The organism is Paraburkholderia polaris (genome assembly GCF_012927345.1).
GTDB lineage: Bacteria > Pseudomonadota > Gammaproteobacteria > Burkholderiales > Burkholderiaceae > Paraburkholderia > Paraburkholderia polaris.
In genome coordinates, this window is record NZ_JABBGJ010000038.1 from 1 (window position 1) to 25,146 (window position 25,146).

20 protein-coding genes are annotated in these 25,146 nt (G+C 62.8%); 8 read left to right on the forward strand and 12 right to left on the reverse strand.

Annotated features, from left to right (window positions below; genetic code table 11):
* Positions 1-265, forward strand: a 265-nt coding sequence (locus HHL24_RS30445) for an IS3 family transposase (RefSeq protein ID WP_169489046.1), incomplete at its 5' end; no start/stop codon positions are given.
* 216 nt (positions 266-481) lie between these two features.
* Here HHL24_RS30445 and rpsT read toward each other — a convergent pair.
* Positions 482-760, reverse strand: a complete 279-nt coding sequence (gene rpsT / locus HHL24_RS30450; RefSeq protein WP_054034306.1) for a 30S ribosomal protein S20 — start codon at positions 758-760, stop codon at positions 482-484.
* A gap of 566 nt (positions 761-1,326) precedes the next feature.
* Between rpsT and murJ the strand changes: the two genes are divergently transcribed.
* On the forward strand, positions 1,327-2,877 hold the full coding sequence (murJ, locus tag HHL24_RS30455; protein ID WP_169489047.1) for a murein biosynthesis integral membrane protein MurJ: 1,551 nt from the start codon (positions 1,327-1,329) through the stop codon (positions 2,875-2,877).
* A gap of 5 nt (positions 2,878-2,882) precedes the next feature.
* Complete coding sequence (locus HHL24_RS30460) at positions 2,883-3,725, forward strand: SirB1 family protein (protein WP_169489048.1); 843 nt, start codon at positions 2,883-2,885, stop codon at positions 3,723-3,725.
* A 179-nt stretch (positions 3,726-3,904) separates the two neighbouring features.
* On the opposite strand, the gene HHL24_RS30465 is transcribed toward HHL24_RS30460, so the two are convergent.
* The 5 genes from HHL24_RS30465 to lpxK form a co-directional block, all read right to left on the reverse strand.
* Complete coding sequence (locus tag HHL24_RS30465) at positions 3,905-4,663, reverse strand: 3-hydroxyacyl-CoA dehydrogenase (RefSeq protein ID WP_169489049.1); 759 nt, start codon at positions 4,661-4,663, stop codon at positions 3,905-3,907.
* Between the two features lie 316 nt (positions 4,664-4,979).
* On the reverse strand, positions 4,980-5,645 hold the full coding sequence (adk, locus tag HHL24_RS30470) for an adenylate kinase (protein WP_169489050.1): 666 nt from the start codon (positions 5,643-5,645) through the stop codon (positions 4,980-4,982).
* A gap of 213 nt (positions 5,646-5,858) precedes the next feature.
* A complete protein-coding gene (gene kdsB, locus HHL24_RS30475) occupies positions 5,859-6,659 on the reverse strand; it encodes a 3-deoxy-manno-octulosonate cytidylyltransferase (RefSeq protein WP_169489051.1) in 801 nt (266 codons plus the stop codon).
* Between the two features lie 155 nt (positions 6,660-6,814).
* Positions 6,815-7,018, reverse strand: coding sequence for a Trm112 family protein (locus HHL24_RS30480; RefSeq protein ID WP_006050060.1), 204 nt, complete (start codon positions 7,016-7,018; stop codon positions 6,815-6,817).
* Positions 6,999-8,015, reverse strand: a complete 1,017-nt coding sequence (lpxK, locus tag HHL24_RS30485; protein ID WP_169489052.1) for a tetraacyldisaccharide 4'-kinase — start codon at positions 8,013-8,015, stop codon at positions 6,999-7,001. Before lpxK ends, HHL24_RS30480 begins: the two co-directional genes overlap by 20 nt.
* Positions 8,016-8,596: 581 nt before the next feature.
* On the opposite strand from lpxK, the gene xseA reads away from it, so the two are divergent.
* On the forward strand, positions 8,597-9,976 hold the full coding sequence (gene xseA / locus HHL24_RS30490) for an exodeoxyribonuclease VII large subunit (RefSeq protein WP_169489053.1): 1,380 nt from the start codon (positions 8,597-8,599) through the stop codon (positions 9,974-9,976).
* 219 nt (positions 9,977-10,195) lie between these two features.
* Entirely contained in the window at positions 10,196-10,774 is a 579-nt protein-coding gene (locus HHL24_RS30495; protein ID WP_074282384.1) for a superoxide dismutase, read from the forward strand.
* Between the two features lie 304 nt (positions 10,775-11,078).
* Here the strand turns inward: HHL24_RS30495 and HHL24_RS30500 are convergent, their stop codons facing one another.
* Together HHL24_RS30500 and HHL24_RS30505 are read right to left on the reverse strand one after the other, a co-directional pair.
* Positions 11,079-14,648 (reverse strand): efflux RND transporter permease subunit, encoded by a 3,570-nt coding sequence (locus HHL24_RS30500; RefSeq protein WP_169489054.1) that lies wholly within the window; start codon positions 14,646-14,648, stop codon positions 11,079-11,081.
* A gap of 257 nt (positions 14,649-14,905) precedes the next feature.
* A complete protein-coding gene (locus HHL24_RS30505) occupies positions 14,906-15,196 on the reverse strand; it encodes a hypothetical protein (RefSeq protein ID WP_169489055.1) in 291 nt (96 codons plus the stop codon).
* A 359-nt stretch (positions 15,197-15,555) separates the two neighbouring features.
* Between HHL24_RS30505 and HHL24_RS30510 the strand changes: the two genes are divergently transcribed.
* Together HHL24_RS30510 and HHL24_RS30515 are read left to right on the forward strand one after the other, a co-directional pair.
* Positions 15,556-16,134 (forward strand): glycine zipper family protein, encoded by a 579-nt coding sequence (locus HHL24_RS30510; RefSeq protein ID WP_169489122.1) that lies wholly within the window; start codon positions 15,556-15,558, stop codon positions 16,132-16,134.
* Between the two features lie 292 nt (positions 16,135-16,426).
* Entirely contained in the window at positions 16,427-18,223 is a 1,797-nt protein-coding gene (locus tag HHL24_RS30515) for a PQQ-binding-like beta-propeller repeat protein (RefSeq protein WP_206003087.1), read from the forward strand.
* Between the two features lie 118 nt (positions 18,224-18,341).
* Here HHL24_RS30515 and HHL24_RS30520 read toward each other — a convergent pair whose 3' ends face one another.
* Both HHL24_RS30520 and clpP read right to left on the reverse strand, forming a co-directional pair.
* A complete protein-coding gene (locus HHL24_RS30520; RefSeq protein ID WP_169489056.1) occupies positions 18,342-19,772 on the reverse strand; it encodes an NYN domain-containing protein in 1,431 nt (476 codons plus the stop codon).
* A 167-nt stretch (positions 19,773-19,939) separates the two neighbouring features.
* Entirely contained in the window at positions 19,940-20,587 is a 648-nt protein-coding gene (clpP, locus tag HHL24_RS30525; RefSeq protein ID WP_169489057.1) for an ATP-dependent Clp endopeptidase proteolytic subunit ClpP, read from the reverse strand.
* A 380-nt stretch (positions 20,588-20,967) separates the two neighbouring features.
* On the opposite strand from clpP, the gene HHL24_RS30530 reads away from it, so the two are divergent.
* Positions 20,968-21,942, forward strand: a complete 975-nt coding sequence (locus HHL24_RS30530) for a sigma-70 family RNA polymerase sigma factor (RefSeq protein WP_169489058.1) — start codon at positions 20,968-20,970, stop codon at positions 21,940-21,942.
* Here HHL24_RS30530 and HHL24_RS30535 read toward each other — a convergent pair.
* A complete protein-coding gene (locus HHL24_RS30535; RefSeq protein ID WP_169489124.1) occupies positions 21,898-23,172 on the reverse strand; it encodes an EAL domain-containing protein in 1,275 nt (424 codons plus the stop codon). The two genes, HHL24_RS30530 and HHL24_RS30535, sit on opposite strands and share 45 nt — an antisense overlap.
* Before the next feature lie 440 nt (positions 23,173-23,612).
* Positions 23,613-25,082: a multidrug transporter subunit MdtD gene (mdtD, locus tag HHL24_RS30540; RefSeq protein WP_169489059.1), complete on the reverse strand. Its 1,470-nt coding sequence runs from the start codon at positions 25,080-25,082 to the stop codon at positions 23,613-23,615.
* Positions 25,083-25,146: the final 64 nt, after the last annotated feature.

A 25,146-nucleotide genomic window follows, 5' to 3' on the forward strand; every position in this document is an offset into this window, starting at 1 on the left:
GATGCGCGCTTACCAGGCACTGCTCTCAGAGCGCAACCTGCCGCAAAGTATGTCGCGCAAAGGCAACTGCCATGACAATGCCACCATGGAAAGCTTCTTCGGCACCCTTAAATCTGAGTTCTTCTACCTGAACCGGTTCGAGAGTGTCGAGGCGCTGCAGGCTGGCATCAAAAAGTACATTCACTACTACAACCACGATCGCATCAAGATGAAGTTAAACGGGCTGAGTCCTGTCATGTACAGAACCCAGCCCTCTCGGCCCTAGCCGAAAATCGTCCAACTTTCCGGGGTCAGTTCAAGCAGCGGGTTTTTTTACGGCTGAGGTCGAGGCCTCAGTGAGCAGTCCGTCATTACGAGCGCAACGCGACAAGTGACGCGGTTCAGTGCGGATCTGTCAGTTCCAAGCAAAAAAGCCCGCCGAAGCGAGCCTTTCTGTTGCAGCGGAAACAGGAGGTAGCCCGCCGAAGCGGGCTGACCGAATTTACTGCGCTGCGGGCGCCTGCAGACCCTTGAGGGCTGCAGCCAGACGGCTCTTGTTGCGAGCTGCCTTGTTCTTGTGAACGATTTTCTTGTCGGCAATGATGTCGATGGTCTTCGACGATGCCTGGAAGATCTCGACGGCCTTGGCCTTGTCGCCGGCTTCGATTGCCTTGCGGACAGCCTTGATAGCCGTGCGGAACTTCGAGCGCAGTGCCGAGTTGTGCGAGTTTGCCTTGGCGGCCTGGCGGGCGCGCTTGCGTGCTTGTGCGGAGTTAGCCATGACGGTTCCTTATCCTGTTCCTGTTTCCAGTACCTGACCTTCAAGTGGTGAGGTGCTGCTTTTAGATCGAACTCTTGGAAGCGATTGCCCAAGAGCGCAAAAGTGTCGAAATAATCGATCGGACTACGCGAAGGCGGGCCCGTGTTCCGGTGTTTTTCGAGGCTGGTTGGCGCTTCAGTACGGCCTGCGCGCTGCTGGAGCGACGCTTGCATACTGCGTGCCTGAACCCCGTCCGAAAATTGAGCGAGCTTCGAAACCGGCGATTATAGCAACAAAATCAGGCACGTGGCAACGGAGAATCGCCAATTCTGATGCGCCGGGTTGTCGCGCAAGGTCCAGGATTCTGTCAGCCCTAACGGCGAAGGGGCCGGGGAAGGGGCGGCCTGCGGACGTACCGGCAACTGCGCAACGGCCGGGCGCACGGCGGCCTCGGTACGCAAGGCGTGCGGCAAGCAACAAAAAACGGTCCGATCCACTCATCCGAACGAACGTCTGCCGCGCAAATCGGTCCGATTCGCGTTTCGGCTCGTCGTCCGCGCCTGCGGCACCCGTATAATAAGCGCCCCATGAATCTATTCCGAGCCCTGCTGACGGTCAGCGGCTTCACGCTGCTGTCGCGCGTGACCGGTCTGGCCCGCGAAACGCTGATCGCTCGCGCGTTCGGCGCCAGTCAATATACTGACGCGTTTTACGTCGCCTTCCGCATTCCGAACCTGCTGCGGCGCATTTCCGCCGAGGGGGCGTTCTCGCAGGCGTTTGTGCCGATTCTCGCCGAGTTCAAGAACCAGCAAGGACACGACGCCACCAAGGCGCTCGTCGACGCCACGTCGACCGTGCTTGCCTGGGTATTGGCGGTGCTGTCGCTGATCGGGGTGGTGGGAGCGTCGGGCGTGGTGTTTATCGTCGCGTCAGGGCTTGCGCATGAAGGCCAGGCCTATGCGCTCGCGGTCACGATGACGCGCATCATGTTCCCGTACATCATTTTCATCTCGCTGACGTCGCTGGCGTCCGGCGTGCTGAATACGTACAAGAACTTTTCGCTGCCCGCGTTCGCCCCGGTCCTGCTGAACGTTGCTTTCATCGTCGCGGCGGTGTTCGTCGCGCCGCGCCTGCAAACGCCGGTTTATGCGCTCGCGTGGGCGGTGATTGCTGGTGGCGTGCTGCAATTCATCGTGCAACTGCCAGGTCTGAAGAAGATCGACATGCTGCCGCGCATCGGCCTGAATCCGCTAAAGGCGCTCGCGCATCGCGGCGTAAAGCGAGTGCTATCGAAGATGGTGCCGGCGATGTTTGCCGTGTCGGTCGCACAGATCAGCCTGATCATCAACACCAATATTGCGTCGCGCATCGGCCCGGGCGCCGTCTCCTGGATCAACTACGCCGACCGGCTGATGGAGTTTCCGACCGCGCTGCTCGGCGTCGCACTCGGCACGATCCTGTTGCCGAGCCTGTCGAAGGCACATGTGGACGCCGATCCGCACGAGTATTCGTCGCTGCTCGACTGGGGGCTGCGCGTCACCTTCCTGCTGGCCGCACCGAGCGCCGTTGCGCTATTTTTCTTCGCTCAGCCGCTCACCGCGACGCTGTTCCACTACGGCAAGTTCGACGGCAATTCGGTGGTGATGGTCGGCCGCGCGCTGTCGGCCTACGGCATCGGCCTGATTGGCCTGATTCTCATCAAGATCCTCGCGCCCGGTTTCTACGCGAAGCAGGACATCAAGACGCCGGTGAAGATCGGCGTCGGCGTGCTGATCGTCACGCAGCTGAGCAACTACCTGTTCGTGCCGATTTTCGCGCATGCTGGCCTCACGCTGAGCGTCGGGCTCGGCGCTTGTGTCAATGCGCTGTTCCTGTTCCTCGGCCTGCGCAAACGCGGCATCTATATGCCGTCGAGCGGCTGGCTGAAGTTCTTCGTGCAGTTGTTCGGCGCCTGTCTGGTGCTGGCCGGCACGATGCATTGGCTCGCGATCAGCTTCGACTGGATCGGCATGCATAGTCGGCCGGTTGACCGCATCGTGTTGCTAGGGGCGTGCCTCGTGCTGTTCGCCGCGCTATATTTCGGTATGCTTTGGCTGATGGGCTTCAAGTACGCGTATTTCAAAAGGCGAGTGAAGTGATCACGATGACGCGAGTTCTCGACTATTTCAGCACGCTGGTTGCCGACGATGACAGCCTGCCGCTGACCGAGGCGGCGCTCTCGCTCGCGCAGGACGCTTATCCCGATCTCGATTTGCAAGGCACGCTGGCTGAGATCGACGAGTTGGTCGTGCGTTTGCAGCGCCGCATGCCGGACGATACCGACATCAGGCAGAAGGTCGGCATTCTGAACCGGTTCTTCTTCCGCGAGCTGGGTTTTGCCAGCAACCTCAACGATTATTACGATCCCGACAACAGCCATCTGAATGTGGTGCTCAAACGGCGCCGCGGCATTCCGATTTCGCTGGCGGTGCTATATCTGGAGATGGCCGAGCAGATCGGCATTCCGGTGCGCGGCGTGTCGTTTCCAGGCCACTTCCTGTTGCGCGTCACAACACCGGATGGCGACGTGATGCTCGATCCCACCAACGGGCATTCACTGTCCGAATCGCAAATGGTGGATATGCTGGAGCCGTATGTGGCGTCGGCGGGCGAGTCGGTGAGCAGGGCGCTGCGCATGTTGCTGCAACCGGCCACGCGCCGCGAGATCATCGCTCGCATGCTGCGCAATCTGAAGTCGACCTATCTTCAGACGGAACGCTGGCAGCGTCTGTTGGCGGTGCAGCAGCGTCTCGTGATTCTGTTGCCGGAAAGTATCGAGGAAGTGCGCGATCGCGGTTTCGCCTATGCGCGGCTCGATTATCTGCGCCCGGCGCTCGAGGATCTCGAACGATATCTCGGCGACCGGCCGGATGCGGAGGACGCGACGGTGGTGGAGTCGCAGTTGCATGAACTGCGTCAACGCACCCAGTACGACGACCGCGACTAAAAGCGCTTTGTCAGCCAACGGATCGGGCTCGTAGCGCCAGCAGCGACGGCAAGGAATGAGCGGCGGCGTCCAGCTACGGTTGATGAGCACAAACCGCTCAAAACAGAACGCCTGCACGTGACTCACGCGCAGGCGTTTTCATTTGGCGCAGCCGCGTAAGCGGCACGCTGGATACCCCGTTACTTCGGCTGCATCCGGATCGCGCCGTCCAGACGAATCACTTCGCCGTTGAGCATCGGATTGTCGAAGATCTGCTTGGCCAGCATCGCGTACTCTGCCGGTTTGCCGAGACGCGGGGGGAACGGCACCATCGCGCCGAGCGCATCCTGCACTTCCTGCGGCATGCCGAGCAGCATCGGCGTTTCGAAGATGCCCGGTGCGATCGTCATCACGCGGATCGCGTTGCGCGACAGGTCGCGTGCGATCGGCAACGTCATGCCGACCACGCCGCTCTTGGATGCCGCATACGCAGCCTGGCCGATCTGCCCGTCATACGCAGCCACCGATGCCGTGTTGACGATCACGCCACGCTCGCCATTCGCATTCGGTTCGTTCTTCGACATGGCCGCGGCCGCGAGCCGGATCATGTTGAAGGTGCCGATCAGATTGATGGAGATGGTGCGTGCAAACGACTCGAGCGGATGCGGACCGTCTTTGCCGACCGTCTTGATGGCGGGCGCAACGCCCGCGCAGTTGACGAGGCCGCGCAGCGTGCCGAGCTTCGTGGCGGCTTCGACTGCTTGCGTGGCGTCGTCTTCGCGGCTCACGTCGCATTTGACGAACACGCCGCCGAGTTCCTTTGCGAGCGCTTCACCCGCATCCACATTCAGGTCGGCGAGCACCACCTTGCCGCCGTTCTCGACGAAAAGGCGCGCTGTGGCCGCGCCGAGGCCCGATGCACCGCCGGTGATCAGGAATACGTTGTCACGAATCTCCATGTCTTCTCCTTTGCTTCAGTTCAGTAATGTATCAATCGAATATTTTTTCGATGATCGATTGTAACGGCTGTGCTGCAGCGCGGAAAGCGAAGTGACGGGTGGGGCGGCGGTAGGGCGTGGCGCGGCCTTCCGCCTGTAAACCGCTACGGATGGCTAAGCAATATTGAAACTGGCGGAAAAAGGAGAGCGCGCAAGAACACGCAAGAACACGCAAGACGGGCAATTGCGCCCAAGAACGCGCGCCGTGCGACGCGCCATAAAAAAAACCCGCCGGAATCAGGCGGGTCTTTCGAACAACCAACGCTGATGCGGCGAATTACTTCAACGCATCAAACGCGCGGTCGCGAATTTCGTCGACCGTGCCGAGGCCCGAAATGCGGCGATATTGCGGCGCCGTCAGCGGGGTCGACGCATCGCCGTTTTGCGCCCAGGTGTTGTAATACTCGATCAGCGGCTTGGTTTGCGCAACATACACATCGAGGCGCTTCTTGACCGTTTCTTCCTTGTCGTCGTCGCGCTGGATCAGCGGTTCGCCCGTCACGTCATCCACACCTTCAACCTTCGGCGGGTTGAACTTGACGTGGTACGTACGGCCCGACGCCGCGTGCGAGCGGCGGCCGCTCATACGCAAGATGATCTCGTCGAACGGCACGTCGATTTCCAGCACGTAGTCGATCGCGACGCCCGCCTGCTTCATGGCTTCAGCTTGCGGAATGGTGCGCGGAAAACCGTCGAACAGGTAACCGTTCGCGCAATCCGGCTGCTGCAGGCGTTCCTTCACCAGGTTGATGATCAGTTCGTCCGTGACCAGTTCACCGGCATCCATGAAGCGCTTGGCTTCAAGGCCGAGCGGCGTGCCTGCCTTAACGGCTGCACGCAGCATGTCACCGGTGGAAATTTGCGGAATGCCGAATTTTTCCTTGATGAAGGTCGCCTGAGTGCCCTTGCCCGCGCCGGGTGCACCCAAAAGGATCAAACGCATGTGATATCTCCAGATCTATGTGAATTCTATGGCTGCGCTGCAGCCATCCCACGATGCGTCGAGGGACCCGCATCAGCCGCCGTTTCGGTCTCGCGCTGCACGTCGAAAACGACGGCGCTGCAAGGCGAACACGGCGCGACCGGGGCAAACCCTGACTCTCGCATTTAACGGGAGGCGCGCACAACCGTCTGATTATGCCATGGGTTTTTACGCTCAAGCCCCGAATAAAGCCTGCACGCGCGCGAGATCGGCGGGCGTGTCGACGCCGGGCAGCGGCGCATTCTGAGTGACGAGCACCGCGATTCGCTCGCCATGCCACATGGCGCGCAGTTGTTCGAGCGCTTCGACCTGCTCGATCGGCGAGATCGCGAGACTCGGATACGTGCGCAGGAATTGGGCGCGATACGCGTACAGGCCGATATGCCGGTGGACGACTGCCGGGGCCGGCGGCGTGGGCATCGACGCTACGTCGGGCCAATGCGGCTGATACGCGTCGCGTGCCCACGGAATCGGCGCGCGCGAGAAATACAGCGCGACGCCGCGCGCGTCGAGCACGACCTTGACGACGTTCGGGTTGAAAATTTCCGCGGGCTCGGTGATCGGATGCGCGGCGGTGGCGATCGCGCAACCGCGGCTTGAAGCGAGGTGCGACGCCACGCCGCACACGAGCGCCGGGTCGATCAGCGGCTCGTCGCCCTGAACGTTCACCACGATCGTCTCGTCGCTCCAGCCGAACTGCGCCGCCACTTCAGCCAGACGGTCGGTGCCCGACGGATGATCGGCGCGCGTCAGCACGGCTTCGAAGCCGTGCTCGCGGGCCACATCCAGCACCGCTTGCGCGTCCGAGGCGATCAGCACCTGTTGCGCGCCCGATTCGCGTGCGCGTTCGGCGACCCGCACCACCATCGGCTTGCCGCCGATGTCGGCGAGCGGTTTGTTGGGCAGACGTGTCGAGGCGAGCCGGGCCGGCACGACGGCGACGAACGGGGGAGTGGTGGCGTTAGCGTTGGTCATCGGAAAGACGAGCGGCGATGAAACCGGAAGAAAGCGCTCGCAGGTGCACTGCGGGCGCTGATGGGAAAGACGGCAAATGCGGACGGCAAATGCGGATCAGAGAGGCGAGGCGCGCCGAATGGTCCCGCACCCGCCTCGCATCGGGCAAAGCTGACTCAGGCGACGGAGCCCGGATTCAGATCGACCGGCGTGCCTTCCACAGTCTGCCGTGCCTCGTCGACCAACATGACGGGAATGCCGTCGCGGATCGGATAGGCAAGCTTGTCCGCGTTGCAGATCAGTTCCTGCGCAGAACGGTCGTAGCTGAGCGGGCCCTTGCAGATCGGGCAGACGAGAATTTCAAGCAGGCGAGCGTCCACGGACTTTCTCCACAACTAATGCAATGAGGCGATGATCGAGCGCGGCTTCGACAGGGACAACCCAGATGCGCGCGTCGTGCCAGGACCCTAATTTTACCGCATCCTTTTCGGTTATCAGGATGGCGTCCGCGTCGACGTCGGTAAAAGGATTGCGCTCGAACGCGTAGTGATCCGGCAAGGCGCGGGTGGTGGGCGTTAGGCCGGCCGCGCGCAACGTCGCGAAAAAACGCTCCGGCGCGCCGATGCCGGCTGCGGCCAGCACACGTTCGCCGCTGAATTGCGCGAGCGGGCGGCGCAGACCGGGGTTGTCGAGATGCCAGGCGTCGGCGGGCGCGAGTTGCAGCGCGAACGTGTTCGGCCAGGGGGGCAGTGTGCGGGCGTACGGATCGTTGATCAGCGTCGCATCGCGGCGGCGCGACAGCGGCTCGCGCAGCGGACCGGCCGGCAGCAGAAAACCGTTGCCGCCGAGCCGGTGATCGAAGACCACCAGTTCGGCGTCGCGCGCGAGGCGGTAGTGCTGCAAGCCGTCGTCGCTGACGATCACGTCGACTTCGCGATGCGCGGCGCACAGCGCCTGCGCGGCCGCGACGCGATCCGGGCAGACCCACACCGGTGCGCCGGTGCGGCGCGCGATCAGCAGCGGTTCGTCGCCGCCGACGCTTGCCGCCGAGGTGGAGAAAACCGGCGTCGGCCCCTTGACGCGCGCGCCATAGCCCCGCGACACCACGCCAGGCTTAAAGCCGGCGGCACGCAAGGCTTCGACCAATGCGATGACGGTCGGCGTCTTGCCGGTGCCGCCGACGGTCACGTTGCCGACCACCACCACCGGCACGCCAACGCGCACGGATTTCAGCCAGCCGAACGAGAAAGCGGCTCGACGCGCGGCGGCAACCGCGCCGAACACACACGCGAAGGGCGTCAGCGCCCACGCAAGCGGGCCGCGCTGCTGCCACTCACGCGCAAGGCGTGCTTCGAGACGGTCGTTCAGTTCGCTCATTGGCGAGCCGCAAGGACGGGCGATGCACCGCACGCCCGAAGAGTGCGGGACGGCGGCGTGGAAGTGCCAGGTGCAATACGCGGGGCAAGCATCAACGCGGTTCTCCGGACAATCGAAAAGTGAAGCGAAAAGGTGAAGCAACGGCGGCATCCGATGCGCTCGCGCAACGTGCCGCCAGTGTGCCGTAACCGCGAGCGCTGCGGGGCGCTCGGCATGCTGTCGAACCCGCCACTCTAGCGCGCGTGCGTCCCGCCCGGCAAGTCGCGCGCCCCGCGCTGCGCGGCAAGCTGCTGCTCCGGACGATGCGCACAGCCTGTGGATAACTTTGTGGAGAACCTGCCCGTCGATGGGCTGGGAGGGCCGCGCCGAGCCCTCCGTATCGGCAATCGTTCTCTTTAACGAGATGCAAACACCATATAAATCAACGACATGCTTCCAATTTGCGCGGCTTGGCGGGCGATCTGGCGGCATTCGTCTAATGGGTCCCGACATGTGGACACTTTTAACAATTTCTCCGCCGCGCTGGACGCCGATGGCCGCTCGGTCTATCGTCTGTCCGGCCAGTCACAGATATTCCTCGCATGAATCCCGAAAGCCCCTTTTCTTCGTCGGCTACACCCGGCGGTGAAGTCGTCGTCCCCGTTTCCGCGCTCAACCGTGCGATTGGCACGATGCTCGAACGCTCGTTTCCGCTCGTCTGGGTGGCGGGGGAAGTGTCGAACTTCACGCGTGCCGCGAGCGGCCACTGGTATTTCTCGATCAAGGACGCTCAGGCGCAGATGCGCTGCGTGATGTTCCGCGGTCGCGCGCAATACGCCGAATTCACGCCGCGCGAAGGCGACCGCATCGAAGTGCGCGCGCTGGTAACGATGTACGAACCGCGCGGCGAGCTGCAACTGAATGTGGAAGCGGTGCGCCGCACGGGGCAGGGGCGTCTTTACGAAGCCTTTCTCAGGCTGAAGGCGCAACTCGAAGCTGAGGGTCTCTTTGCCGCGGAACGCAAACGGGCTTTGCCGGCCCATCCGCGCGCGATCGGCATCGTGACATCGCTCCAGGCCGCTGCATTGCGTGACGTCTTGACCACCTTGTCTCGTCGCGCGCCGCATATTCCGGTGATCGTCTATCCGGCACCGGTGCAGGGCGTGGGCGTCAGCGCGAAGCTTGCAGCGATGGTCGACGCAGCCAACGCGCGGCGCGAAGTCGACGTGCTGATCGTGTGCCGCGGCGGCGGCTCGATTGAAGACCTGTGGGCGTTCAACGAAGAAGTGCTGGCGCGTGCGATCGCTGAAAGCGCGATACCGGTGGTGAGCGGCGTGGGTCACGAAACCGATTTCACGATCGCTGACTTTGCCGCCGACGTGCGCGCACCGACGCCCACCGGCGCCGCCGAACTCGTCAGCCCGCAGCGCGTGTTGTTGCTGCGCGAGCTCGATCATCGGCACGCGACGCTCGCGCGCGGTTTTGGCCGCATGATGGAGCGGCGCGCCCAACAACTTGACTGGCTCGCGCGCCGGCTCGTGTCGCCGGCTGAGCGGCTCGCGCGGCAGCGCACGCATTTGCAGCAATTGAGCGTGCGGCTGGCATCGGCGGGCGCGCGACCCGTGCGCGACGCTCGAGCGCGGTTTTCTCTGCTACAGATGCGCTGGCAGCGCTGGCGCCCTGATCTCGCCGCGCATCAGGCGAAGCTCGGCAATCTCTCGCAGCGTCTGGACGCTGCATTGTTACGACAGCATGAACGCCAGACCGCGCGTATCGACACGTTGGCCGCGCGGCTCGAAGTACTGAGTCCGCAGCGCACACTGGAGCGTGGCTATGCCGCCGTGCTCGATGCACAGAGCGGCCGTGCGGTGCGTGCGCCGTCGTCGCTGAAACCGGGCCGGCGCCTCACGGTGCATCTCGCCGAAGGGGCCGCGGACATTGCCCTCGCCGATGTGCAACCGCGCCTGACCGACGGTTTCTGACACTTCGCCGACAACACGACCGGGCGTACTTTTGACCTTCGCATGGGGCAGGCACAACCGATGCGGAAGCACTAATTACGCTAGGTGTGCGGCATGTTTGGCGATGCCGGGCATAAAGTCCGTTGGTTTGCGGGGTTATTCCAACTCGCCTACAATCGAGTGCTCAATAGCGTTATCCGCAGACTCCCCCACAACAGATACAGACAGAAGGAAAGCACCATGGAACATACGCTCCCGCCGCTGCCGTTCGCAAAAAACGCACTCGTTCCGAACATGTCGGAAGAGACGCTCGAGTATCACTACGGCAAGCACCACCAAGCCTATGTGACTAACCTGAACAATCTGATCAAGGGCACGGAGTTCGAGAACCTGTCGCTTGAAGAAATCATCAAGAAGGCATCGGGCGGTGTGTTCAACAACGCTGCTCAAGTGTGGAACCACACGTTCTTCTGGAACAGCCTGTCGCCGCAAGGTGGCGGCGCACCGACCGGCGCACTGGCTGACGCGATCAACGCCAAGTGGGGTTCGTTCGACAAGTTCAAGGAAGAATTCGCCAAGACCGCAGTCGGCACGTTCGGCTCGGGCTGGGCATGGCTGGTGAAGAAGGCCGACGGTTCGCTCGACCTGGTGTCGACGAGCAACGCTGCTACGCCGCTGACCACGGACGCGAAGGCGCTGCTGACGATCGACGTGTGGGAACACGCGTACTACATCGACTACCGCAATGCGCGTCCGAAGTTCGTTGAAGCGTACTGGAACATCGTCAACTGGGAATTCGCGTCGAAGAACTTCGCGTGAGATTGCTGGTTGCTGTAGCGTGACAAGATAGTTCGGATTTCCAACAAAATTGGAGATCCGAACGGATCGCTGCAATGAAGTCTGGAAAAGTAGTAAAGCAGAAAGCCCTCCTTCGCGAGGGCTTTCTGTTTATTGTCCGCCGATTTTTGGCGACGCCACGCGTCTTCAACAAGTTTCTGGCTCGTGCACGGCAGTGGGTACGCAATCGGCCGCGCCTGCGCGAGATGCGTGGGAGCCTCCAGGCACGGCTCGCGGCTTCGCTGTTGATGGACGGCGCGCGTTTCGCGCGTCACGTCGAGGCTGTTTACGGCGACGTCTGGCTGGCGTGGTGCGAACTCTCGCCAGCCGCGCCCAGTTTCAGGCGCAAACGGTCCACATAGAGATAAATCACTGGTGTCGTATAAAGCGTCAGCAATTGGCTCACGATCAAACCGCCCACAATCGAAATGCCCAGCGGCCGGCGCAGATCCGCGCCTTCGCCGCTACCGAGAGCTAGCGGTAGAGCACCGAGCAGCGCCGCGCAGGTCGTCATCATGATCGGCCGGAAGCGCATCAGGCTCGCACTGTAAATCGCGTCGCGCGAGGACATGCCCTCACGCGATGCCACGATCGCAAAGTCCACCATCATGATCGCGTTTTTCTTCACGATGCCGATCAGCAGGATCACGCCAATCAATGCCATAACGGTGAATTCGACGTGGAAAAGCATCAGCGCGAGCAACGCACCGACGCCGGCCGAGGGCAACGTCGACAGAATCGTCAACGGATGCGCGTAACTCTCGTACAGCACGCCGAGGACGATATACACCGCGACCAGGGCGGCGAGGATCAGCAACGGTTCGTCCCGCAGTGACTGCTGATAAGTCCGTGCCGTACCCTCGAAACTACCGTGAATCGAAGGCGGCACACCCAGTTCGGCCATGGTCCGGTCGATGGCTGTCACAGCGGTCGATAACGGCTCGCCAGGCGGCAGATTGAACGAGATCGTGGTAGCGACGAAGTTGCCCTGGTGGTTGACGCCGAGCGGCGTATGTCCTGGGCTAAAGCGCGCGAACGCGCTGAACGGAATCATCGTTTCCAGTGAGGTACTGACCGACGCGCCGGCGGATGCGCTCGAATGACCGCTGGCCGCGATCGAGTTGATCGCGAGATTGCGGGCGGAATCTGCGGCGACCGAAGCGGCGGTCGTACTCGCCGTGCTTGAGGCGGTACCGCCGCCACCCGCGGCCGATCCGATCGTCGCAAACGGCATCGCGCCGATGACTGTCGTCGGCGTGGAGAGCGCGCTCGTACCACTTGCTGCCGCCGGCGCTAGCGCGCTCGCTGTGCCACTGGCGAGCGTGGCGGTCGACGCAGGCGGTTGAGTGGGAATCGCCGTTCCCCCGGCGCTCACCACCGCTCCCGCGCCGCTCGGTGGCATGGCGGGGTTCGACGCGCCGCCTGTGCCTGTGTTCGTCGTACTCGCCAGCGTGACGGTGCCCGCCACCGCGTTGGTGGATTGCGTGCCACTCGGGCTGCCGGCGGAGGTGCTCACGTACAGATCGTTCAGGGTTTGCGGTTGCTGCCAGTAGCGCGGTGCGACCTCCATGACGACATAGTACTGATTGAGCGGGTTGTAGATGGTCGAGACCAGCCGCTGGCCATAGGCGTCATAGAGCGTGTTGTCGAGTTGAGCCGGCGTGACGCCGAGTCGCGCGGCAGTAGCCCGGTCGATATCGATGTCGGCCTCGAGTCCGCCCTGCTGCTGGTCGGAATTGACGTCTTCCAGTTCGGGCAGCCCTTGCAGCGCCCGCGTCAGTCGCGGCGCCCATGCGTACAGTTCCTTGCTTGAATCGCCAAGCAAGGTGAACTGATACTGCGCATTGCTTTGCCGTCCGCCGACGCGGATATCCTGCACCGATTGAAGATAGAGCCGTCCCCCCGGCACCGCATTGAGTTGCGGACGCAGACGCGCGATCACTTCGTCCGCCGTTTCGTGACGCTCGGACAACGGCTTGAGCGCGACGTACACGGAACCGGTATTGGTCTGCCGTCCGCCGGTAAAGCCGACCACACTGTCCACCGCCGGGTCGGCGCCGATAATCTTCATGATCTGCCTGAGCTTCGGCTCCATCGCCTGAAACGAGATGCTCTGATCGGCCTGAATGCCGCCGATCAGGCGTCCGGTGTCCTCCTGCGGAAAGAAGCCCTTCGGGATTGCGATGTACATATAGATGTTCAGGCAGATCGTGGCGACGAGAACGGCGAGCAACATCAGCGGATGGCGCAGGGACCACTCGAGCGAGCGTGCGTAGCCGTCGTGCAATGCTTGCAGCGGCCGACCCAGGAAACGGAGCCAGCCCTTGCGAGCGTTGCCGTTGTTTTGATCGCCGCGATGGGCGGATGCGTCTCCATGCGTGCGCAGCAGACGCGAACACATGACGGGCGTGGTGGTCAGCGACACAACCAGCGACACGGCGATCGCCAGCGACAGCGTGATCGCAAACTCGCGAAACAGCCGTCCGACAATGCCGCTCATCAGCAGAATCGGAATGAACACGGCGATCAGCGAGATCGAAATCGACAGTACGGTGAAGCCGACTTCTCGTGCGCCGACCAAGGCCGCCTGCATGCGCGGCATACCGTTTTCCATGTGACGCGAGATATTTTCCAGCACGACGATCGCATCGTCGACCACGAAACCTGTCGCGATGGTGAGCGCCATCAGCGACAGGTTGTCGATCGAATAGCCGAGCAGGTACATAAAGCCGAACGTGCTAATGATCGAGACCGGCACGGCCGCGGTCGGAATCAGGGCCGCGCGACCGCTGCCGAGAAACACGAAGACAACCAGAATCACCAGTCCGACTGCGATCAGTAGTGTGGCTTCGGTGTCGTGCAGCGAGGCCCGGATGGTGGTCGAGCGGTCGGAGGCTTCGAGCACGTCGACGTCGGCCGGCAACGCGGGCTTCAGTTGCCTGATCAGCGCGCGCACGCTGTCCACCGTGCGAATAATGTTCGCGCCCGGCTGCCGGTACAGCATGACCAGTACGGACGGCTGGTTGTCGCGCGAGAGGCCGAGATTGCGCAGATCTTCGACGGAGTCGTCGATCTCGGCGACGTCGGAGAGTTTGACGCCCGCGCCGTTACGGTACGCGATGATCAGATCCTTGTACTGGTTGGCGGCGCGCGCCTGATCGTTGGCGTAGAGCTGATAGCGCGCGCCTTCGCTTTCGATGATGCCTTTCGGGCTGTTGGCATTGGCGGACGCCAGCGCGGCACGTACGTCTTCGAGACCGATGCCGTAGTGATAGAGCGCGTTGGGATTGAGCTCCACCCGCACGGCGGGGTTGGCGGACCCGTTCACGTCGACCTCGCCGATGCCGGGCAACTGCGAGAGCGCCTGGGAGAGGATGGTCGAGGCGAGATCGTAGAGTTTCGCGCGCGGCAAGGTATGCGAGGTCAGCGCCAGAATCAGGATCGGGGCGTCGGCGGGATTGACCTTGTGATAGGTAGGATTGCTTTTCAGGCTGGACGGCAAGTCGGCGCGCGCCGCATTGATGGCCGCCTGAACGTCGCGCGCCGCACCGTTGATGTCGCGATCGAGACCGAACTGCAAGGTGACACGGGCTGTACCGACCGAGCTCTGCGAGGTCATTTCGGTCACGTCGGCAATCTGCCCCAAGTGCCGTTCCAACGGACTCGCCACGCTGTTGGCGACGGTCTCCGGGCTGGCGCCGGGCAGGCTTGCCTGCACGGAAATGGTGGGAAAGTCCACCTGAGGCAGCGGCGCGACCGGCAGGCGGACGAAAGCGAACACGCCGGCGAGCGCGAGACCCAGCGAAAGCAGGGTGGTGGCGACGGGGCGGTCGATGAAGGGACGTGAGAGGTTCATTAGCGATTGTCAGCGCTGCAACAGGCGCAGCTATGACGATGCTAGGTAAAGCCGTCGGAGGTTGGGTTACGCGTGTTTTTCTGGCGGTTACGCGGTAACGGCCGGGAAACAATTGTCAGGTCGGCGCCTGCAGGGTCGACTTGGGGCGCAAGCTTTGTCACAGTTGGTAACTGCGGCGAGGTCGGCGGACCGGCGTTCCGCACAGATTCGGACCTTGAGCGCGGTCTTTCACGCGGTCATTTACTTAACTTATTTAGTTAAGGCTCAGTCGATGCGGCGCCGGTCGTATCGGAATCCGCCGACATCTGCTTATGCCGATGGCCGCGCCCGCCGCCGGTGGACGCCACCGAACTGGCCAGCGCGGGTGGGGGCGGCGGATGATTCATGTACTGGAAATTTTGCGCAATTGAGGCGCTGGGAAATGCTGTCGTGGACGGGTGGATCAGAACGCTGCTCGGGACGGTCGTGTCGGACTGCGCGAAAACGGGCGGTATGCACGATATGCAGGCAGCAGAAGCCGCCGCCACTACGAAAACAAGCCGGTTCATCGAGTCATCCTCTGTTTCTTTCTTTGACGGTTACGCCCCGAACCGATGGGTGAACGCAGGCCCGGTCGAGTTGCCGTGCGACCTGAGGTCGAGCCCTTTTTGGGGCGACACGGATGCGCGGCGTTGGAGGCGTCCAGTTTAGGACGTGAGACGTGAAATCAGATTGCTGCTTCGCTTACAAGCGTTACCCGATATAACGCCGTGGCGCAGGTGATCAAGGCCCCATTCTTTTATTGCACGGGACAGTGCGCGGCTCGCTGCGCAGATGTAAGCGAAAAACTTTCTGTAACCATCTGGTAACCAAGGACGGTGCCGATTGGCCTAACGTTTAAGTTCCAATGTCTCTGAAGCGTACCAACATGATCTCCAGCACCAAGTCGATAAGCATCGCCATACCCGCTGCCGTCATCGCGCTCGCGCTCGGCGGTTGCGCGGTGATGCCGCCGAGCGGTCCGAGCGTGGTCGCGCTGCCGCGCAGTGGCGAGCCGCTCGGTCAGTTCCAGCAGGACGACTACGCATGCCGCGACTACGCGAACCGCTCGACGGACCCGAACGCGGCAGCCCAGGCGGCGACCACGAACAGCGTAAACAGCGCGGCGCTGGGCACGCTCGGCGGCGCCGCTGTCGGCGCACTGATCGGCGCGGCGGCGGGCAATGCCGGCGCGGGCGCGGCGATCGGCGCGGGCAGCGGGCTGTTGATCGGCGGCGCGAACGGCGCGAATGGCGCGCAGTATTCCGCCGCAGGCCTGCAAGCGCGCTACGACGCTGCGTACGCCCAATGCATGACCTCAAAAGGCAACACGATCTCGCAGCCGCCGCAGCCGGCCTACTATGCGCCGCAGCCAGCCTATTACGCACCGCAACCGTACTACTATGCGCCGCCGCCGAGGTACGTCGCGCCGCCTCCGGTGATGTACGCGCCTTACCCGTATTACTGAGGTTGACCGGCGGCAGCTTCGCTTCGCCGGAACGAAACGTTCGTGTTAGGGAGCAGGCAAGCTTGTTGCTGTAAAGCTTTTGTCATCTCTGGCGGAAAGACACGAAACGATGGCGGCAAGCCGCCCGGCAAAGGGCGTAGTTTGGATCGAGGGCTAAGGACGCCGGTTGTCTGGCGGTTCTGCACAGCCCGAAACTTCACTCCATCCCTGTCGGCACCCGCCGTTTCTGACTTCGCCGTGCGACGTAGCCCGACGTACGGAGTTGGCCGGACATCGTGCAAACGAGGCGACTATGCAGCGACCGCAAACCGGCACGTTCAATCCGCGTGTGTGGTCCCGTGTGTGCGAGTGGCTGGCGATTGTATTCGTCGCCGGCTTCTTCCTTTCTTGCGGCGGTGGCTCGGGTGGCGGATCCGGGACTGCGTCGGGTTCGGCGGCCGGGGGCGGCACCACCAGCGGTGGCACTACCAGCGGAGGCAGCACTAGCGGTGGCACCACCAGCGGTGGCACTACCAGCGGTGGCACGACAACCGGCGGCGGTATCGGCTCGACCGGTTCGAGCAGCATGGTCATGGGAACGACGGCCTACCCCACCGACGTGCTGATGCATCACAACGATCTCGCCCGCACTGGCCAGATGCTTGCCGAGACGACGCTGACGCTCGCGAACGTCAACTCAGCGAGCTTCGGCAAAGTCGCGTTTCTCGCCGCGGACGGCAGAGTCGATGCACAGCCGTTGTTCGTCACCAGTCTGCCGATCGGCGGCACGTCGCACGATGTGGTCTACGTCGCGACCGAACACGACAGCGTGTACGCCTATGACGCCACGACCTTCGCACAATTGTGGAAGGTCTCGTTGGTCGGCAGTGGCGAAACGCCTAGTGACGACTTTAGTTGTCCGGACTTCACGCCGGAAATCGGCATTACGTCGACGCCGGTCATAGACCGCAATCGTGGTACAAACGGCGTCCTGTACGCCGTGGCGATGACCAAGGACAGCAGCGGCGCCTATCATCACCGTCTGCATGCGCTCGATCTGACTACGGGTGCCGACGTACTGGGCGGCCCGACCGAGATCGCCGCGACCTACCCGGGCAACGGTGCGGGCAGCGTCAACGGTCTGATTACCTTTAATCCTTCGTCACATACGGAGCGCGCGGCGCTCACGCTGGTCGGCGGCAATATCTATATGGGCTGGACCTCGCATTGCATGTCAGGCGCGTACACCGGCTGGCTGATGGCCTATAGCGCCGACACGCTCAAACAGACTAGCGTGCTCAACATCACGCCGAACGGCAGCCAGGGATCGATCTGGATGGCCGGTTCGGGGATGGCGTCGGACGGCACCTCGATTTATGTCGTGGATGGCAATGGCACGTTCGGCACCACGCTCAACGCCCAAGGCTTTCCGATCGACGGCGACTTTGGCAATTCACTGATGAAGCTGTCGTCAGGAAATCTGCAGGTCACCGATTACTTCGCCATGGATAACGTCGTGGCCGAGGCAAACGCCGACAACGATTTCGGCTCGGGCGGCGTGATGCTACTGCCGGATCAGACGACCACGGGCGGCGTCGTCAAACACCTGGCGGTCGCGGCAGGCAAGGACAACCTGATCTATGTCGTCGATCGCGACTCGATGGGTAAATTCAGTCCGACAGCGAACAATATCTGGCAGGTGTTAACCGGCACGCTCGCGGGCGGCATTTGGGGTTCGCCTGCTTACTACGGCGGTGTGGTGTATTACGGTGGCTGGAACGATAACCTGAAGGCGCTGCCGGTCTCGGGTGCGTTTCTCGCGACTACCGCTGCGTCGAAGAGTCCCACCACGTTTGCCTATCCCGGCGCGACACCGGCCGTGTCCGCCAACGGTACGAGCAACGGCATCGTCTGGGTGGCGGAAAACGGCACGACGGGCGCCTTGCATGCGTACAACGCAAGCAATCTCGGGAACGAGTTATACAACAGCAATCAAGCTGGCGCGCGCGATCAATGGGGCGCGGGCAACAAGTTCATTACGCCGATGATCGCGCGGGGCAAAGTGTATGTCGGTGCGACTAATGGGGTGGCGGTGTTTGGTTTGCTGTAGGCGCCGCGGACCGGAAATGGAAAAGCCCCTGTTCATCGGAACAGGGGCTTTTTGTTGCAACGGAGTGCGTACTGCTTCACTTACATTGCATCAGTACGCGTCACGCAATGGGGGACGCTTATTCCGCGTCGCTCGTTGCCGCTGTCTTACGCGGACGGCGACTACGTGCGGCCGTTTTGCGCGCGGCCTTTTTGGCGGCCACGGGCGCTTCCCCTTCGGTGACAGATGCCGCCGGTGCTTCAGCAGATGCCGCGATCTCCGGTACCTCATCGATCTTTCGCGGCGTTGCCTTCTTCGTTTTCTTCGCGGCTGTCTTGCGCGGTGCGCGTTCCTTGCGGCGCTTAGGTTGAGTGCCGTTCGTTTCCTCTGCTTCTTCGCCGGCTGCCGCGACCGGTTCAGCCGCAAAGGACTCTGGTTCTACCCAAGCCGCTTCTGGCTGTTCGAAAACGGACTCGCTGGCCGATGGCGCATAGGTGTGCGCCGCTTCCGCTTGAGCCTGCGCGTGGTGGCCATGCTCGACTGCCGCGCGTTCTTCCTGCGCGCTTTCCTGCTGGCCGCGACCGGACTTGCGATTGCCACGGCCTCTGCGGCGCGACTCGTGCTTGCCGCCCGACTCGGCGACGACTGTTTCGGCAACCTGTGCCTCGACCATCGGTTCTGCCGATTCGCCGGCTTCGGCCGGCTCGTTCACATTTTCGGCACCCACATTCGCGGTCGTGCCCCGATAAACGTACGCGCCTGACTTCTCATCGCGGCCGAATTCGAGCAGCCCGCGCGCCTGCGCCTCTTCCAGCAGATTGCCGAATGCGCGAAAACCGTAGTACGTCTCGTTGAAATCCGGCTTGCGGCGCTTGATCGCGTTCTTGAGCACCGACGCCCAGATCTTGCCGCTGTCGCCACGTTCGGACGCGAGCGCGTCGAACGTCTGCACCGCGATCTCGACCGCTTTGGTGCGGCGCTTTTCGAGGTCTTCCTTGCTGCGCGACTTTTCTTCGTCGGGCGCACGTTTGGCCGTTTGCTGCGCGGCCTGCTGCGGGCGCGACGACTCGCGTTTGGCGACCGTGCGCTGACTCTCGCGCACGAGGTCGTCGTAAAAGAAGAATTCGTCGCAGTTCGCAATCAGCAGATCGGAGGTGGATTGCTGCACGCCGACGCCGATCACCTGCTTGTTGTTCTCGCGCAGCTTCGACACCAGCGGCGAGAAGTCCGAGTCGCCACTGATGATGACGAAAGTATTGACGTGCGATTTCGTGTAGCAGAGGTCGAGCGCGTCGACCACGAGCCGGATGTCGGCCGAATTCTTGCCCGATTGGCGGACGTGCGGAATCTCGATCAACTCGAAATTGGCCTCGTGCATCGCGCCTTTGAAACTCTTGTAGCGGTCCCAGTCGCAATACGCTTTCTTCACGACAATGCTGCCCTTGAGCAGCAGACGTTCGAGCACCAGCTTGATGTCGAACTTGTCGTACTTCGCGTCGCGCACGCCGAGCGCAACGTTTTCGAAGTCGCAGAATAGCGCCATGCTGACGGTTTCGTTGGATGACGCCATGAATATCTCCATTGAAGCGATCGTCAAATTCGACGAATCGCGACCATGATAGCGATTCCTACGGAGGTGATCAGCTTTTGTGTTCCTGGCGCACCGATACGGCAGGAAAAAAACGGTCCGGGGCGAGGACCTTTCTGGCTGCGCGCGGGGTTGGCGGCGTTGCCGCGCTACAAGTCATGGTGGCGAGCCGGGTCACTTAGCGCCGCGCGTGTTTCCAGTACCTCGTCGACGAGGCCATAGGCCTTTGCGCCGTGGGCCGACATGAAGTTGTCGCGGTCGGTGTCGCGGACGATCTCCTCGATGCTGCGCCCGGTGCGCTCGGCCATCATCGCGTTAAGGCGTTCGCGCTGGTAGAGCACCTCCCTGGCCTGGATTTCGACGTCGGCAGCGGTGCCCTGGCTGCCGCCCGATGGCTGGTGGATCATGATGCGCGCGTTCGGCAGCGCGTACCGTTTGCCACGCTGGCCGGCGGTCAGCAAAAACGTTCCCATGCTGGCGGCAAAGCCGGTGCACAAGGTCGACACCTCGGGCTTGATGAATTGCATCGTGTCGTAGATGGCGAGGCCGTCGTACACCGAGCCGCCCGGCGAATTGATGTAAAAAGAAATATCCTTGTCGGGATTCTCGGATTCCAGAAACAGCAGTTGCGCGACGATCAAACTGGCCGACTGTTCGTTCACCGGACCGACCAGAAAAACGATCCGCTCGCGTAGCAGACGCGAATAAATGTCGTAGGCGCGCTCGCCGCGGCCGGACTGTTCGATCACGGTGGGCACAAGGCCCAGACCGGTGATGCTGGGATAGTTGGAATGCATGTTTGCCTCGTTTTAGGCGGCGCGTTGCCGGTTCTCGATAGCGGTGGCCGATTCGAACAACCGCGCACCGGTCGTGGGGTTGTTGTCCTTATGACGAGAGGACGGGCGGCGGTGTGACAGGAATATTTTTTCGTTCGGCTGTCACATCGACGGTTACCCGAGCGTCAAGCTGAAAAGGATGCAGATTGCAGTGCATGCCCGGACAATGTCGCAGGCAGCAGGCAGCAGGCAGCAGGCAGCAGGCAGCAGGCAGCAGGCAGCAGGCAGCAGGCAGCAGGCAGCAGGCAGCAGGCAGCAGGCAGCAGGCAGCAGGCAGCAAACCGGGCAATCGGCACGCAACGCGCCGCGCTTTTCATCACGCACGATCTGGAGGTCTACGCATGGCGGAACTAGGAATCGACAAGGCATCCAGCTTCGAGGCCGTGCGCGCCCGCCTGCTCGCGCTGGCGTACCGGATGCTCGGCAGCCGCGCCGAAGCGGAAGACGTGGTGCAGGACGTCTGGCTCAAATGGCATCTCGCCGATACGCAAGAGGTGCAGACACCGGCGGCGTGGCTCACCACGATCACCACGCGCGCGGCTATTGACCGGCTGCGTCATGTGCAGCGCGAACGCGCATCACAGGCCGCCGGCTGGTTGCCGGAGCCTTGGCTCGACGAGGTGGCGCCATCGGCGGAGGAACTGGCCTTGCGCGCGGCGGAGATGTCGTACGGCGTGATGCTCCTGCTCGAACGTCTGAAGCCGGATGAGCGGGCGGCATTCGTGCTGCACGAAGCTTTCGATTGTGACTACGCGGAGATTGCGAGAATCCTCGACCGTACGCCGGCCAGTTGTCGTCAGATCGTCCACCGGGCCAAGGGGCGTTTGCAGCGCGCGGGTGCGCCGCTGGAACGGCCCGATCCTGCCGCCCATGCGCGGATCGTGGAGCGCTTGCGCACAGCGTTGGAGGCGCAGGATCGGGTTGGTTTGCTGCGTCTCTTTAGCGAGGCGCCGGAGGTTGTCAGCGACGCGCCGGTGTGCACGCAAGAACTGGCGCCGGTGGCCTGGATGGAGACGGTGACCGCGCTCGCGCATCAGGCGAGCCATGCAGAAGTGGTGTCGGTCGAAGGCGCAATGTGTATTGCCTTGCTCTTCGAAGGCGAGGTTGTCGGGGTAATCGACGTGTCCACGCAAAGTCTTGCGGACGGTTCGATGCAGATCGTCGCGTTGCGCGCCGTCACCAGCGCGGCGCGTTTGCAGGCAGCGAACCGCTTGCTGGGTCGCGCGGCCGTCATGAAGCTGCTCGCGCGGATCCAGCAGAACACCCTTGCCTCAATTACGATGCGCAGCGACTTCCCAGTTGATGTCGACGCATAGCACCTGTGTGCCGTGCGGCGTATGCGCGGCGATCGAGGCTGTCACGCACAAGTGCGCTTCGTTGATCGACAGGTAGGGCGGCGTGAGGTGCACCTGGCCGGGCACGCGCATCGCCTGAATGAAATACGGCCGGCGTTCCCAGCTTGCACCTTCCGAATGCAGCAACGGCCGGAAGCGCTTGGCGCGTTGCGAAGCACGCCCCGGCGGTAGCACGTTGTCGCCGATTTGACGGCCCGAACCGTCGAGCACGAAGCAGCGTGCCGTTTCGCCGAGCGTGAGTAATGGCGCGGTCGCCTGGGTCACCGATTCCCCGGCCACGAGTTGGGCAGCCGCCGTTTCCAGCGCCGTGACGTAGGGTGCGAGCCGCGCGGACTGTGCGCGTTCGCGCGTAGCGACCCGTTCGCGTAGCGCAGCGGAGAGCGAGTCCATCAGGCCGGCCGCCGCCTGCGGTTTCACTGGCTCGACGCTCGGGCCCGCGAAGAACGCGCCCTGCACAAAGTCGACGTTGCATTCGAGCGCGATCAGCGCATCGCGCTCGGTGCTCAGGCCGCCCATCAGCACGAGCTGGCCGGATTCGTGCAGCAGCGAGACGAGGCCCGGCAGCACGCGTTCGATATGCGAGTGCTCGCTCGCTTGCGCGAGGATGCAGCGGTCGAGCGTGACGATGTCCGGACGCAGATTCCACACACGATCGATGTTCGAATGCTTCGCGCCGAAGCCGTCCAGCGCGATCAGGAAACCGGATTTGCGCAACGCGTCGATGATTTCGGCGAAGCGCGTGGTTTCACCGCCTGCCTGCTCGGACACTTCCAGCACCACCCGTTGCGGCGGCAGGCCCAGCGCCTTGAGGCCGGCGAGCAGTGCGTCGCCGTAACTGGTGTCCATCAGCGCCGCCGGGTGCAGGCTCAGGAAAAGCCATTCGTCGTGGCTGTCGAACGCATTGAAATTGCCCAGATGCAGCGATTCGGCGAGCCGCCCGAGTTCCAGCAGGTCGCCGCGCCGCGCCGCCTGCGTGAAAACCTCGTGCGACGGCACCTGCAGCGCATGTTCGTCGTGTGCGCGCAGGGAAGCGTGATAACCGATCGCGCGCCGGTGCGACACCGAGAAAACGGGCTGGAACACGCTGAAAACAGTGTAGCCGCCGTACAGAACGGTGCGCCGGGAGCCTTCGTCACCGGCCATCGGGCGCGGCGGCTGGAAGCCGGGAGGATCGAGTTCGATCATGCTCATCATGTCAGTCGTGTCAAGGTGGCGGCGCGCTTGCATTCGACCCGAGTGGGCACGCGCAAAATGTGAGTTTACAGGATAGATGAGCAAGAACTATGCGCGTGCGGAAACACACTGCGCGCGCTCGGTTACCGCTGTCTGTACGACGATTGTGCGCCAGCGCGAGCGCGAAGGCGATGATTAGCACTTCGGTGGTGCGGTCCGCGCCCCGTTGCGGGTCAGCGACGGGGCCGTGGCGGGTTACGGCGAGGATGATTGCAGCCGTGACTGCAGGGCGGCGGCGAGTCACGGTGAAGTCACGGCGAGTCACGGCGAATCACGGCGAGTCACGGCGAGTCACGGCGACGTCACCGCGAAGTCACCGCGAATCACCGCGAATCACCGCGAATCACCGCGAAGTCGCGGCCAGGTCACCGCGAAACCACGGCAGCCCTGCGCAAAACTCAGGTCCGCTCTGAAGGGTCGGTCTTCTTGGCCGGCGTGCGAATATCCGGCGACAGTTGCGCGAAGATCCATGACGAGCCCGCGGTGATGATCCCAACACACAGGAACGTCGCATGGAACGCGGGCAGCGAGTTGGCGGCCGTCACGCGCGGCAGGAGGCCGGTGAAAGTCGCGAGCATCGCGCCGGCGACCGTCACACCGAGACTCATCGACAGCATTTGCACCAACGAGAACAGACTGTTGCCGCTGCTCGCGCCGCCGGTGCCGAGGTCCTTGAGCGTCAGCGTGTTCATCGCGGTGAACTGCATCGAGTTGACGCCGCCGAAGAACGCCAGTTGCACGAGCCTCAGCCACAGCGGCTGGCCGGCGGTGGTGAGCGCGAAGCTCGCCATGGTCAGACCCACCAGCACCGTGTTGACGATCAGCACGCGTCGGTAGCTGTACTTGATGATCAGCGTCGTGACGAGGCGCTTGGCCGCCATGCCCGCGGCCGCTACCGGCAGCATCATCATGCCGGCTTCGAAGGCGCTATAACCGAGACTCACCTGTAATAGCAGAGGGATCAGATACGGCATCGCGCCGCTGCCGATCCGCGCAAACAGATTGCCAAGCAGGCCGACGCTGAAGGTGTGAATTTTGAACAGGTCGAGCGAGAAAATCGGTTCGGGCTCGCGCACAGCGTGCAAACCATAGGCGACGAAGCAGGCGAGGCTCAGGATCAGCAGCACCAGCACGGTGGCATGCTGGATGCCAAACTCTGTGCGGCCGTCGAGCGCGAATGAAATCGCCACCATGCCGAAAATCAGCAGCAGATAGCCTTTCAGATCGAACTTGCCGGTGTGCTCGTTACGGCTATCCGGCATAAAGATAAACGTGGCGATGCAACCCACGATCCCCACCGGCACATTGATCAGAAAGATCCAGTGCCACGACGCGATCTTCACGAGCCAGCCGCCGAGCGTCGGGCCGATCAGCGGTCCGATCAGTCCTGGAATCGCCACGAACGACAAGGCCGCCAAATAGCGTTCCGCCGGGAAGGTGCGCAGCACCGCGAGCCGTCCGACTGGCAGCAGCATCGCTCCGCCCACGCCTTGCACAATGCGGAAGATCACCAGTTGATTCAGCGTATGCGCGTTCGCGCACAGCAACGAACCGACCGCGAACACGAGGATCGCGCTTAAGAACACGAGCCGGGTGCCGAGTTTGTCGGCGAGCCAGCCGGACACCGGGATCATCACCGCCATCGTCAGCGAGTACGCGATCACCACCGATTGCATGCGCAGCGGCAATTCGCCCAGGCTCGTCGCCATCGCAGGAAGCGCGGTGTTGACGATGGTCGAGTCGAGCGTCTGCATGAAGAAGCCGGTGGCGACGAGCCACAGCATCACGGTGAGCGAACGGGCCGAGGGGGCCGACGTGGTGGCGGGGCCGGCGGGGGCGGAGGCGGGCAGGGTCGGCGGCGTGGACATGGAGGGCGGCTGGGCGCGCAGGGACGGGGCTGGGACTCGCTATTCTAGGGAAAAGCGCGGCCCG

What these genes read in the sequence shown, in the direction of transcription:
- HHL24_RS30520 (WP_169489056.1), bottom strand. Translation starts at nt 19,772, where the DNA reads ATGGCGTCATCCAACGAAACCGTCAGCATGGCGCTATTCTGCGACTTC.
- HHL24_RS30515 (WP_206003087.1), top strand. Translation starts at nt 16,427, where the DNA reads ATGCAGCGACCGCAAACCGGCACGTTCAATCCGCGTGTGTGGTCCCGT.
- HHL24_RS30495 (WP_074282384.1), top strand. Translation starts at nt 10,196, where the DNA reads ATGGAACATACGCTCCCGCCGCTGCCGTTCGCAAAAAACGCACTCGTT.
- rpsT (WP_054034306.1), bottom strand. Translation starts at nt 760, where the DNA reads ATGGCTAACTCCGCACAAGCACGCAAGCGCGCCCGCCAGGCCGCCAAG.
- lpxK (WP_169489052.1), bottom strand. Translation starts at nt 8,015, where the DNA reads ATGAGCGAACTGAACGACCGTCTCGAAGCACGCCTTGCGCGTGAGTGG.
- clpP (WP_169489057.1), bottom strand. Translation starts at nt 20,587, where the DNA reads ATGCATTCCAACTATCCCAGCATCACCGGTCTGGGCCTTGTGCCCACC.
- HHL24_RS30465 (WP_169489049.1), bottom strand. Translation starts at nt 4,663, where the DNA reads ATGGAGATTCGTGACAACGTATTCCTGATCACCGGCGGTGCATCGGGC.
- HHL24_RS30510 (WP_169489122.1), top strand. Translation starts at nt 15,556, where the DNA reads ATGATCTCCAGCACCAAGTCGATAAGCATCGCCATACCCGCTGCCGTC.
- HHL24_RS30460 (WP_169489048.1), top strand. Translation starts at nt 2,883, where the DNA reads ATGACGCGAGTTCTCGACTATTTCAGCACGCTGGTTGCCGACGATGAC.
- HHL24_RS30530 (WP_169489058.1), top strand. Translation starts at nt 20,968, where the DNA reads ATGGCGGAACTAGGAATCGACAAGGCATCCAGCTTCGAGGCCGTGCGC.
- xseA (WP_169489053.1), top strand. Translation starts at nt 8,597, where the DNA reads ATGAATCCCGAAAGCCCCTTTTCTTCGTCGGCTACACCCGGCGGTGAA.
- adk (WP_169489050.1), bottom strand. Translation starts at nt 5,645, where the DNA reads ATGCGTTTGATCCTTTTGGGTGCACCCGGCGCGGGCAAGGGCACTCAG.
- HHL24_RS30535 (WP_169489124.1), bottom strand. Translation starts at nt 23,172, where the DNA reads ATGAGCATGATCGAACTCGATCCTCCCGGCTTCCAGCCGCCGCGCCCG.
- HHL24_RS30500 (WP_169489054.1), bottom strand. Translation starts at nt 14,648, where the DNA reads ATGAACCTCTCACGTCCCTTCATCGACCGCCCCGTCGCCACCACCCTG.
- mdtD (WP_169489059.1), bottom strand. Translation starts at nt 25,082, where the DNA reads ATGTCCACGCCGCCGACCCTGCCCGCCTCCGCCCCCGCCGGCCCCGCC.
- kdsB (WP_169489051.1), bottom strand. Translation starts at nt 6,659, where the DNA reads ATGACCAACGCTAACGCCACCACTCCCCCGTTCGTCGCCGTCGTGCCG.
- HHL24_RS30505 (WP_169489055.1), bottom strand. Translation starts at nt 15,196, where the DNA reads ATGAACCGGCTTGTTTTCGTAGTGGCGGCGGCTTCTGCTGCCTGCATA.
- murJ (WP_169489047.1), top strand. Translation starts at nt 1,327, where the DNA reads ATGAATCTATTCCGAGCCCTGCTGACGGTCAGCGGCTTCACGCTGCTG.